At 43.7% G+C, this 11,719-nt stretch carries 10 protein-coding genes and 1 pseudogene; 2 read left to right on the top strand and 9 right to left on the bottom strand.

Features of this window, described 5'->3' with window-relative positions; translation table 11 throughout:
- Positions 1 to 110: 110 nt before the first annotated feature.
- Positions 111 to 1,085: pseudogene (locus tag BUE76_RS22550) on the top strand (tyrosine-type recombinase/integrase).
- An 807-nt stretch (positions 1,086 to 1,892) separates the two neighbouring features.
- On the opposite strand, the gene BUE76_RS22540 reads toward BUE76_RS22550, so the two are convergent.
- The 8 genes from BUE76_RS22540 to kaiC all read right to left on the bottom strand — a co-directional run bounded on the left by BUE76_RS22540 (position 1,893) and on the right by kaiC (position 8,738).
- Positions 1,893 to 2,309, bottom strand: coding sequence for a hypothetical protein (locus BUE76_RS22540; RefSeq protein ID WP_073041722.1), 417 nt, complete (start codon positions 2,307 to 2,309; stop codon positions 1,893 to 1,895).
- A 17-nt stretch (positions 2,310 to 2,326) separates the two neighbouring features.
- Positions 2,327 to 2,587: a type II toxin-antitoxin system HicA family toxin gene (locus BUE76_RS22535; RefSeq protein ID WP_073041724.1), complete on the bottom strand. Its 261-nt coding sequence runs from the start codon at positions 2,585 to 2,587 to the stop codon at positions 2,327 to 2,329.
- 198 nt (positions 2,588 to 2,785) lie between these two features.
- Positions 2,786 to 4,372: an IS1182 family transposase gene (locus BUE76_RS22530; protein ID WP_073041726.1), complete on the bottom strand. Its 1,587-nt coding sequence runs from the start codon at positions 4,370 to 4,372 to the stop codon at positions 2,786 to 2,788.
- Positions 4,373 to 4,675: 303 nt separating this feature from the next.
- Positions 4,676 to 5,074: a response regulator gene (locus BUE76_RS22525; RefSeq protein ID WP_073041728.1), complete on the bottom strand. Its 399-nt coding sequence runs from the start codon at positions 5,072 to 5,074 to the stop codon at positions 4,676 to 4,678.
- A gap of 9 nt (positions 5,075 to 5,083) precedes the next feature.
- Complete coding sequence (locus tag BUE76_RS22520; protein WP_073041730.1) at positions 5,084 to 6,379, bottom strand: sensor histidine kinase; 1,296 nt, start codon at positions 6,377 to 6,379, stop codon at positions 5,084 to 5,086.
- 2 nt (positions 6,380 to 6,381) lie between these two features.
- A complete protein-coding gene (locus tag BUE76_RS22515) occupies positions 6,382 to 6,705 on the bottom strand; it encodes a circadian clock KaiB family protein (RefSeq protein ID WP_073041732.1) in 324 nt (107 codons plus the stop codon).
- Position 6,706: 1 nt separating this feature from the next.
- Positions 6,707 to 7,024, bottom strand: coding sequence for a circadian clock KaiB family protein (locus BUE76_RS22510; RefSeq protein ID WP_073041734.1), 318 nt, complete (start codon positions 7,022 to 7,024; stop codon positions 6,707 to 6,709).
- Positions 7,011 to 8,738, bottom strand: a complete 1,728-nt coding sequence (kaiC, locus tag BUE76_RS22505; protein ID WP_073041736.1) for a circadian clock protein KaiC — start codon at positions 8,736 to 8,738, stop codon at positions 7,011 to 7,013. The genes BUE76_RS22510 and kaiC overlap by 14 nt, the downstream gene beginning before the upstream one ends.
- 941 nt (positions 8,739 to 9,679) lie before the next feature.
- Between kaiC and BUE76_RS22500 the strand changes: the two genes are divergently transcribed.
- On the top strand, positions 9,680 to 10,270 hold the full coding sequence (locus BUE76_RS22500; RefSeq protein ID WP_073041738.1) for a hypothetical protein: 591 nt from the start codon (positions 9,680 to 9,682) through the stop codon (positions 10,268 to 10,270).
- Between the two features lie 595 nt (positions 10,271 to 10,865).
- On the opposite strand, the gene BUE76_RS22490 is transcribed toward BUE76_RS22500, so the two are convergent.
- The gene (locus tag BUE76_RS22490) at positions 10,866 to 11,705 is read right to left on the bottom strand and encodes an endonuclease/exonuclease/phosphatase family protein (RefSeq protein ID WP_073041741.1); all 840 of its coding nucleotides are present in this window, start codon (positions 11,703 to 11,705) and stop codon (positions 10,866 to 10,868) included.
- Positions 11,706 to 11,719 lie beyond the last annotated feature (14 nt).

The raw sequence follows: 11,719 nt of genomic DNA, 5'->3' as shown, positions 1-11,719 counted from the left end.
TACAAACGATAAGGCCCTGGAATACTCCTTACGGCTGACGCTGGAACCAAAAGTTGCAATGCTGGTACATTCAATTGGAAAAAGAGAGATACCTGGAGTTAAAAGCTCTTATGAAGGGCAAAGCCATGTTGGAACTTGCTCAGCTGCGGGAATACCTGGAACAGCGAAAGGTTTTGCCAACAAGAGCCAATTCACCCTTGGCAAAAAAGGTACAACAACTTAAAGAGTACTCGCTTAGTTCGGAAAACCTATTGGCTTTTCAGGCATACCAGAATATGCTGAAGCTAAAGGGTTACAGCCCAAGAACGTTTGACACGTACAAAAACGAGTTTGAACGACTGCTCCGGTTGCTAGGCGTGGTGCCGGTAAGCAGCCTTACCAAGGCCCATATACAATCGTACCTATTGTTTTTGATGGAAAAGAAGGGCCTAAGTGAAACAATGATCCATAGCGCAGTAAACGCAATTAAATTCAATTTTGAAAAGGTCGAGAACAGGGGACGGGAGTTTTATGATCTTCCCAGGCCAAAGCGGCCGGAGAAGTTGCATGTCGTTCTGGCCGAAGAAGAAATTATTAGCCTGATTCTGAAAACACCAAACCTCAAACATAGAGCCTTGATAATGACTTCCTACTCGGCAGGCTTAAGGGTAAGTGAGTTGGTGAATTTGCGGGTAGATGATATGGATTCTAAGCGTATGATGATTCTTGTGCGGCAGGGAAAGGGAAAGAAGGATAGAATGGTTCCCCTTTCCAATAAGTTGCTCGAAACATTGCGGGATTATTTCCGGCATTACAGGCCGAAAGAATATTTGTTTGAAGGAACTTGTTCACAAAAGCTATATAGTACCAGGAGTGCGCAGGTTATCTTAAAAGAAGCAAAATGGCGGGCAGGAATTTGAAAGGGTGGGAGCATCCATAGCTTTAGACATAGTTTTGCCACTCATTTGTTGGAGTCTGGAACCGATATAAGGTATATCCAGTCTTTCCTGGGACATAGTAACCTTAAAACAACCATGCGCTACACACATGTAAGCCAGTTCAAGATTGAAGCCATCAAAAGTCCATTGGATAAGCTAAATTGGTAACAAAGAGTTGCGTTTTTTGAGTAGTAAAACAAAACAAGCCGATTGCGTTTTCTGAGTAGTAACTACTCAAAAAACGCAATCGAAAAGGTTTGAAGATTAAATAGTTAAACTCTTTTTGAAGAGGTGAAAAAACTTCCGATAATTTCGTTAATACAGACGTTAGCGGTAAACATGACGACGACGCTAAGAACAAAAGAGGGTTATTCAAAGTGGCTTGGAGATTTTATGAGCCATATTTACGTTGTTTGTCCAAAATGTGCGAACCAGGCATTGGTGACAAGGCCACCCGAACAGAAATACCACTACTTTACAAATACAAGAGTCACCTGTCAACACTGCGGCTTCAACCAAACGTCTAAGGGCAACGTCATATCTGATTTTAACTTGACCTATTGGTTGCAAATGGAATGAGAGGGAAAGTTCTTGTGGGCTTATAATTACGAACATTTGACCTTCTTGAAACAACTCCTCGGAGCAAATCTGCGAGAGCGAAATAGTGTGCCGAAAGCAAAATCAAGCCTTGGAAGCCGTCTTCCACGTTGGATGACTTCAAGCAAGAATAGAAGCAAAGTTTTAAAATGCTTGGAAAGATTGCAGCAAAAACGAAGTGCCGAAAACCGCTAAAACCGGCTTTTTGCAACAGCGGCTTGTGTGCGACGGCTGGACTGAATTTCTTTAACTGGCTGATGTGCAAACGTGAGGCTTCAGAATAATAAGTACCGCTGCTGCATAAAGCCCTTTACGTTGCCTGCAAGCGTAAGCCTCAACAATCATTAACCTTACTCCTGATATAATCACACCTGTTCCTTAGCTTAAAGCAATCTGTCTTAGTTCATTTGCTAAAAGATGGACGGCTGCCTGGATCTTTTTGGCTTGACTTTCCGAGGCCCGCTTGTTGCCTGAGACATACTGCTGCAACAGATTAGGATTAATACCTGCCCGAGCCGCAATGGCCGATATTTTTAATTCTTTGAAATGTTCAAAAAAAGCTGCTAAGTCATACTCACACTCAAACCTAATCTCTTCTACATTTCTGTTTTGCCACTCTGGATTGTTTTTACCTTCATGCGCCAGATAATCCGTGAGTAGACATCGTAGGTTCTCCAGCACAACCGGTACCGTATCGCCTTGTGTAGTGAGTAAGAAGCCAGAAGCTTTTACCTGTGCCCCAAACTTATAATCCTCCCAATCAATGCGTACGGGCAAAGTTGTTGAAATTTGCATAAGAAACATTTTTGCAATTACCGGGACAGCCTCAAAACATTCCTAACCATCGTTACAATCCCTCTTGGGCTAAATTGTACCTTATGCACCCTGCCTTTCAGCCCTGCTTCGCGGCAAATGTCGTTTACGAGGCTTGGTTTTAAGGCTTGTTCTCCTAAGTCGGGAATTGACAGAAGGTTAGGATGATTGGGATGAGAAAGAATGCAATGAATGCCTTGTTGGCGAACTTGCTGCCAGCCAGCTCTTTCCAGATAGCTGATAAGGAATGATGCGGTCATGTGTAATGAAGTTTAAGCAATAAAGGTAATAAAATTATTACCCAGTTCACTAAGGTAGGTAATTTTTTTATTACCAATGGTATGTCGATTTAGGTACAGGAACGCCAGCAGGCAACATCAGTGGCTGTGGCGCAACGTAGCTAACGAACAAAGTATTGAGTGAGGGACTGCTTGTACAAGCAGTCTTTTTATTTTTGCTTAGTTCTGGGCTAATCGCATGTATCCTGCTCTATTCAGCACCATAGCTTGAAGACGCCTCAAAACAAGCCTTTTCAGGCCTTCTGAGGACTTTTGCAGTCTTACTACTGCCGCTTGTACTTTCGGCTCCCTGTGCTTCAGTAATTTCTTCAGATTATATGCTACTGCAGCCATGATCATGCACTTGGTTGCACCTGCAATACCACGTGTGTTCACCCGCCGCATACCGCCATAGTTGATGAGGGTTCCAAGCACCAGTTCTACCGTGCTTTGCCTGGCCTTCTTCATCGCTTTTGCTTTTTCACTTTGTAACCTCCGGTGCATTCTATCATAGTATGGCTTATCTACAGAATCATCGATCTTCTTGAAGTCACTCTTGCCAATGCAACTGCTGCGCAAAGGACAGTGCCGGCAGTCCTTCGATGAAGAGCGATATGTTTTCATCTGGTACCCTAAAGAGGTTGTGGTGATCTTCTTAAAGGGCAAGTCCACGCCACGTTCACATACATAAGCATTGCGGAAAGGATTAAAGCGGAAACCCTCACGATGGGGCTTGTACTGACCAAAGTTGGGTATGTAACCCACAATCCCTCTTTGCTCCAGTGCACTGAGTGCTTCTCCACTACTGTAACCTGCATCACAAAGCACTTCTTCTACCTGCAATCCACCATCCTGCAGGTTGTTTACGGCACGCTCCAGAATGGCGGTCAGACACTGCGAGTCTTTCTTGTCTGCATGGTGTGCTTCTATAGCAGTGATCACATGTGAGGCAGTATCTACACTCACCTGTGCTGCATAGTTTAGCTGGCGCAGCTTGCCCGGCTTTACACTCACTCTTGCATCTTCATCTGTTGTGGAGTAGTGGGTGTGATTAGAGACAAACTTAGGCAGGTATTCCTTTTCGTTCCCGTCTGATTGTTTGGGCTCTGGTGCATCTTTTTGCTTGCGTGCACCAGGCATGCCCTTGTACTCTTTAGCTTTCCAGCCATGGTGTTGCTGAACAGCCCTGTTGCGTGTAGCACTGACATTGTGTGCCGCTTTTACAACAGTACCATTGGCGTCTTCTTCTTGTAAGGAGTCCAGGTAAGCGGCGCCATCTTCAAGCACCTCCTTTTCCACCAGTGAGTCCATCGATGCATTTGCTTTTACAGGTGCTGAGTCGATGGCCTGTCTTCTGCCACCTACCATACCAGCATCTATGCATTGCTTCAGCACAGAGGTAAAGAGCTCATGGAACAGTTCTTCACCATAGAGCTGTTGTGTGCGGGAGATAGTGGAATGCCAGGGCAGTTGTTCGTCCACATCGTAGCCCAGGAAGAAAAGCATGTCCAGGCGCATGGCAGCTGTATCGATGATGCGGCGATCGGAAAGCAGGTTTTCAAAGTAGCCGATCAGCAGCAGCTTAAAGAAGACCACCGGATCAATGCTCTTTTGTCCATCCTTTCCATAGTACTTGTGTGTTTTGGTATATAGCCAACCAAGGTTGAGTGTGGCTTTGAGCCTGCGGTAGAAGTTGTGCTCTGGTATGCGGTCGGAGAGCTGAAAATGGGTGAAGAGTTTCTCGGAGTAGTGCTTGCGGCCTTGCATGAGAAAAGATAATCAGCAGCCCATGCAGATGCAAGCAGAGATAAAGGAAATTTTGTACGTTGTGCAACACGCACATGCGCTTACCAGTATACCGGCAGAACCGCATCCATCAACTTGCGATATTTATTCAACTTTATCTAACTCAACAAGCAATGGATGGCTACGGCCGGTACATCGGTAAGCGCTTAACCGTTGTGCGTCATGTTATGGTGACAGATTCTAGTTATACGAGCACAAATCGTTTACTGAAAAACTTTTAAGTTCAATTATGATCTACCTGATTAAAAGATTGTTCAATTTTTTTTATACACAAATTTTAAAAACGGTCTCTACCATTTCATTGTAGCCTTCTTTTGTCACGGGCTTTGGCAATACAATGCAGGCTCCCTTTTCGAAACCGTTTTTTATCAGGTTTTCATCTGCATAGGTGGAGTAGATAACAATTGGAATATGGTTAAAACGTTTATCTTGTTTTAAAAATTCCAAGGTTTGCAAACCGTTTTGTTTGGGCATATTCTGATCAAGGATGATCAGGTCGGGCAAGTCTGCATCATTCTCGATGCATTTCAATAGGTCAACCAGCAAAACACCATTCTCGACGATGGGCATCAAAACAACATCATTGCGGCTTTGTAAAAAGTCCTGAAAAAAAAGCCGATCATCTTCATCGTCTTCTGCTAATAAAATTTTTCTTTTTGACATACTTATTGTCTAATCGTTTCCTTGCGACATGGGCAATATGACCTGGAACTCAGCTCCTTCGTTTTCCTTGCTCAGAGCAGTAATCAGCCCCTTGTGTTTTTCCACAATCCTTTTTGCAATGGCTAAACCGATACCGGTTCCTTCATACCTATCCTTCGTATTCAACCGCTGAAATAGTGAAAATATGTTTTGAACATACTTCTCATCGAAGCCGATACCATTGTCCCGGATGCTGATGAGGCAGTATGGCCCATCCTCCTTTTGCCTGCTGTTGAAAGCTTTTTCGGCAATTCTTCTTGATGCCACTTCGATAAGCGGCGAAACACCAACTTTTGCAAACTTCAAGGCATTGCTGATAATGTTTTGAAAGACCTGTCTTATCTGTCCTTTGTTCACATATAGACAGGGTAGCTTGCTTACGACAATTTGCGCATTTTTCTCTTCAATGATCAACTCGAAGTCTTCCTTTAGTTCATCAAGCATTTCATTGAGGTCAATACATTCGAAATAAAAATCATTGGCAGATAACTTTGAGTAAGTTAAGATATCGATGATCAATGTTTTCATCCGAATTGACGAGTCGATCACTTTCTGCAGGTGCTTTTTCGTTTCGGTCGTTAAGCCATCACTCCTGTCCTTGATCAGGTTGGAAAACATAATGATCTTTCGCAGCGGCTCTTGCAGGTCGTGAGAAGCTATAGAAGCAAACTGCTGCAAATCGTGATTGCTGATTTCCAGTGCATGATTGATATCTTCCAGTTTTGTATTGTTTTCCAACAGCTGTTGCTGCGTCTTTTTTTGTGCCGTCAGATCGGTAAGGATAATACTCAGTGAAATCCCTTCTGCTAACTGGAGTGTTGTTAAGGACAACTGAACCGGCGTCTGGCTTTCCCCGGAAATCAATAGCACTTCTCCTTTGCAATCATCTTTCCAGCATTTTTGAAACAACTCCCTGTAATGAGCCTTATTTTCATCAGCCACAAAGGTATCGAATGGCATGCCGATTACTTCAGACAAGGAATGATGTACCATGGAGGCAAATTGGGAGTTACAATAAAGAATGAGCCCCTTCGGATTGATGGTAACAGCTCCTTCCGCCATTTTTTCAATAAATACGCGGTAAGTCTGGTCGGCGCTTTTCAGTGTGTACAGTTGATGTCCTCCCTGGCCTTGCACAACCAAGGCATCTATCTGTCCAGTTCTGATGGCATCAATGGTTTCGTTAGCCTCCGTCAACTGAAAACGAAGCTCCTCTATTTCTTTCTGTAGCTCCTCTTTCGTTTTATGTGTCAGTTCATTCTTCACGTTTACAGTTTAAGCCCCAATCCTTTTAAAACCTTCTCTGTGTCCGACAGGTCGCCGATTAGTCTTTTTTCAGGCAGTGGTGTTTTTTTTATCAAAAGCGGTAACGCAATCAACTGTTCCTTTTCTGCGATATCGGCCTGCTGGTACACATCAATGATTTCCAGGTAGTATCTTCCCTGCAGGTGCGCTTCGCAAAGTTCTTTGATGTTTGTGAGTGCCCGAATAGAGTTGGGCGTTGCTCCCGTAATATACAACCGAAGAACATATTCTTTTCCATGCTGCTGCGAATGCTCTTTCCGGCCGGCATGTTCTTCTGACTTCTGCATTTCAATTTTTTAAAGGGCGGATATTTAGTCCTACCAATACTTTTTCCTCGTTGGAAAGATCGCCAATGATTTTGCGGATAGGAACGGGTACTTTTCGAACGAGTGTAGGAACGGCCAGTATCTGGTCACCAGCCGCCAACTGCGGATGCACCAGTAAATCTATCACCTCAATTTTATACTCATCTTTCATATACTCTTCGCAGTACTTCTTCAGGTTGTTCAGGGCGGTAATGGACTTTGGCGTATTGCCGGCTATGTATAGCCGGAGCTCCCATTTGTATCCTTTTTCCTTAGCAGCCTTTTCACTACTTTTTGACATTACCCGTATTTTTTGTTTGCCGGTTTTGAATGAGTTCCTCCCGGTTCTTTTCCATAATCTCTTTCCTTAGGTCTTCTTCTACATACGATTTGCTCAACTCATCCTGGACCGATTCAAATTCCTCCTGCAGCGATGCAATCTTTGCTTCCAGCACTTTTCTTTTCCGTTGTATCTCCAAGTCCTTTCTGCTTATGGCATGTGTACGCAATACTTTGGTTGTTGTTTCCAGCAGCTGTTGCGCTTCCCTGGCCGACCCTGTTAAGACGCCGTCAGTGCCAAGATAAACATCCACCAAATCAAGGCCCTCATCAGTAATCACAAATTCCCGCACCTGGTTGGAGTGCTTCATTCCCCTTGATTTCATGATGTACATACCGCGGTTCCGTTCCCCATTGGACTCAATGTCTCTTACCAGTAGCCAGGCATCTACCAGCGATGATACACCCTCATCCGTTTGTTCCGTAACGATGGTGTTCAAGGAGAGAGCCGTGAAAAGTACAGTGATCTGCTCTGTTTGCAGAAAGTCAATCAGCCGGATCAGCATCGCCTTCACTTCACTGATCGATCCAACAGTAATTAAGTTTGTAATCGGATCAAGAATTACAGCTCTTGGTTTGAAGCGCTTCACATGCTTGTGAATGGCGACTAAATGCATTTCCAAACCGTTGAGGGTAGGGCGAGCAGAATGCATCTCTAATAGCCCTTTATCAATATGCGCCTGGAGGTCCATGCCAATGGACCGCATGTTACGCATAATCTGCTGTGGTGATTCTTCAAATGCAAAATAGATACAGCGTTCCTTGCGGTTGCAGGACTCGTTAGCAAAGTAAGCAGCCAGGCTTGTTTTGCCGGTTCCGGCTGTGCCTGAAATAAGAATGGAACTGCCCCTGAAAAACCCTTGTCCGCCCAGCATGTTATCGAGCGCTGGAATCCCGGAGGATATTCTTTGGGATGATACTTCACTGTTCAACATCAGGGAAGTGATGGGCAACACCGAGATACCTTCTTCATCAATCAGGAAAGGATATTCATTGGTGCCGTGAAGCGAGCCGCGGTATTTGACAATACGGAGCAGCCGCGTTGATATCTGGTTCGTGACCCGATGATCAAGCAGGATAACACAGTCGGAAACGTATTCCTCGAGTCCTTGTCTTGTCAGCGTGCCATCACCCTTTTCGCCGGTAATGATGGCCGTCACGCCCTTGTCTTTCAGCCAGCCAAACAATCTGCGTAATTCAGCCCTAAGAATTGCCTGGTTATTTAACCCTGAGAAAAGGTTTTCAATGGTATCCAGCACCACTCGTTTTGCACCGATGCTATCAATGGCATACCCTAATCGAATGAACAGGCCATCCAAGTCATATTCTCCGGTTTCCTCTATTTCGCTCTTATCGATATGAACATGGTCTACCCTCAAGAGACCATCTTTTTGAAGCTTTGCAAGATTGAAGCCCAGGGATGAAACGTTTGTTTCCAGTTCTCCCGCTTTCTCTTCAAAGGCCATAAAAACGCCGGGTTCGCCAAATTCTAGGATACCTTTTACAATAAACTCAATTGCCATCAATGTTTTGCCACAACCTGCAGCACCACAAACAAGGGTTGGTCTGCCTTTTGGCAAACCTCCACCAGTTATTTCGTCGAGGCCTTTAATACCAGATTGGGTTTTCTTTAAAGTGTTTAATTTACGGGGATTGTTCTTTAATTTTTGAGGCATGACTCTGAAGCGGTTCGTTATTACAAAGATTTAAATGTAGGGATAAATACGAAAGGAAGCTTTAGGTTTATTAGGGACCGTGCTCAGGAATGAAAGCACGGGAAAGTTAAATTGGTGGCCGTTTTGAGTGTTTGATTCTGCACGAACGCACAGCAACAGCTTCAAAAAGTTAATGCTAAAGAATATGTGCTGAACAAATTATCTTTATTGAACAGCAGGAACTAAGAGAAGCTGACGTTTTCCAAATACCCATACTTTTTAAAGCTGTTAGACGTCAGGATGTGCAAAAAGGTAGTTTTCTGTTTTGTTTTCCACCGTTCACCTTTTCTTCTGTTTGGTATTCTGCTTTTATTAAGTTGCTGTTGTGATGCTTTATGTATGCAATTATCACAAATGAACGGATGCACGGGCATTTTCGCTTTTTAGCATCCCGCCATCTGCAGCTTTTGCAGCATCTTTCCTGTGGCAATTATGTTCATATCCTTTTCAGGTTGTAGCACAGGTACACCAATCCCAAATCGGCTCCTACTTTCTATATCCCTTTCATCAATGTATAGGAAATGCTTTTGAGAATCAGGACGCATTCAAAAAAGATATTGCAAGAATTTATGACCTTTTTAAATGGGTTGGTGGTCTCATATTTACTCTTCTATTAAGCCTATTAGGTTTAGCTTTTAGTAATGTTTTCTTTAAGAAGAAAGAAACTATTGAGCAAGATAAAGCCAGTGATGTAGAAGAACTGAAAAAATCTTTGCTGAAGTCAGACAGAAAAAATAGTGCAATGCTGCTAACATCAGGTTTGCAATATGTTGGCTGACGAACATGCGCTGAGCAACGGAATTTTATTCGGCTTTATCAAGTAATTAAGGCAGACGGAACATGAAATGCCACCACATCGCAAACCTGTTTTCCGTTGTGCGCAATAACACCAAAACAAAAGAATGTATACAAGAGTTTCTTCCCAAGACTTTCTCAATGCGTGGATGAATGTTGTAAACCTCAAAAGAGAACTTTTACAAGCTGATTGGCGAAATGCAGAAGCTTTCACTAGCCTTATCAAAGGTTGCGAAGACAACATTATCACATCAGTTGGTAAATTACTCGAGTTAAAAGCTTACACAACTGATTACTACTCAGTAGATTCACTTCTGTATAGTGACGAAGATTTGGTTCCTGATATTAAACCAAATTCTTATTGGTTTAGACAAGTGAAAGTTGCATTCGAACATGAAAATCATTTTAATAGCGGCTTGTACCAAGAGGTTTCGCACCTACTTCTTATCAATTCCGATTTGAAGGTATTAGTGACATACCCCTCTAATAGGGAATCAACTGAGCAAAGGCAAAAAGAATACCTCCATCAAATCATAAATGGGACCAGAATACAAAAGCAGCTTTCCGAAGGCGAATCTTTTCTTTTAATCTTTGGGTATGAGAATGAGTTTAGCTGGGAAGCCTATGTATACAAAGAAACTGGTTGGAAAACTCTTGATTGCAATACGCACAACATCGGTGGCTGTGGCGCAACGTAGTTAACGAACAAAGTATTGAGTGAAGGACTGCCTGTAAAAGCGGCCCTTTTGTTTTTGCCTGCCGAACGAACATCATAAAGCGTGGAACGGTTTACTTTGTTAAAGTACTCCTATATCATAACTGTAGCGTTCTTAAACACCTCTATTTGGAAGTAGGCATTCTGATGACAATACCCATCCACGCTGTCATGCGTATATTCAGTATCGGTCAGGGTGATACCTTGTAAATGTGTTGATTCATTTGTCTGGCAAAAGAACTGACCCTCGGTTAGTGTTACCATATCTGCGGCATCAAAATGCTGTAAGCAATACAAGTCAGGCATTTGCTCATAACAGAACTCAAGGTAATATATAGCCGGGATGGTTGCTTCATTGCTATCTCCTTAATATTAGACCAGCATTCAGGCGCTATATATCTCTATCCTATCCAAACTCGCGGTCATCTATTGCCGCAGTAATGGTTTTTTCAAATGCCAATAATAAAAAAGCCCGGAGCTGCTTAAAGCAACTCCAGGCCACGAGGCAAATTATTCAAGCTGCAGTACAACCGGCAGAATCAAACCATCCTGCTGAAAGAATGATCAAGACCAATTTGTTATTTCAACTCCACCACGCTTAACACTGGAAAGTGGTCTGAAGGAAATTTTCCAAAGTAGGTATCGGTCAATATACCCCATTTACTGGCAGTGAACTGTTTGCTCATAAAAATGTGGTCGATCACTGTTGTACCACGGGGGGTGCGAAAGCCATTGGCAGAGGAGTTGTTGGCATACGGATACTTCACTTTGGTAAAAACATCGGTGAGGCTGCCTGAGTTTGCCATGGTAAGATACCATTCGGTGTCCCTGCCACCGTTAAAGTCACCAGTTAGAAGAACGGGCTCTTTGCCTGCAATCGCTCCGATTTTAGAAAGTATCAATTTGGCGCTTTCGCGTCGGGCTACTACGCCCTGGTGATCAAAGTGTACATTGAAGGCATAGAACTTCTTTTTCGTCTGCTTATCCTGCAGGTAGATCCATGAGCAGATGCGGTTGCAGCAGGTGGCATCCCAGCCTCTTCCCGGTACGTCAGGTGCTTCCGAAAGCCAAAAATCACCGCTCTTCAGCAGGGTAAAACGGTCTGTTTTATAGAAGATGGCGGAATGCTCGCCGGCATCCTTACCATCGTCGCGACCCTTTCCATACAACCCGTACTCGGGAAGGTCCTTGTTGATATCGTCCAATTGGTTCTTGTATCCTTCCTGTATACCGAGTATATCAAAATCATGAAAACGGATCAGGTTGGAAACGATGGGCCCACGGTCAACCCAAAGGTTGCCGGTATCACGCGGGTTATCGAAACGGATGTTGAATGTGCCCACGGTCAGCTTTTGGGCCTGTGCGGAAACTATGTTCAGGGCAAGGAAGGCGCCAGCCAGCCACAATTTAACACTCATATGTTCTGTTTTAA

Source organism: Cnuella takakiae, from assembly GCF_001953305.1.
Taxonomy (GTDB): domain Bacteria; phylum Bacteroidota; class Bacteroidia; order Chitinophagales; family Chitinophagaceae; genus Flavisolibacter; species Flavisolibacter takakiae.
The sequence above is the reverse complement of the archived record's forward strand: the minus strand, read 5'-3'. Positions and strand labels throughout refer to the sequence as shown.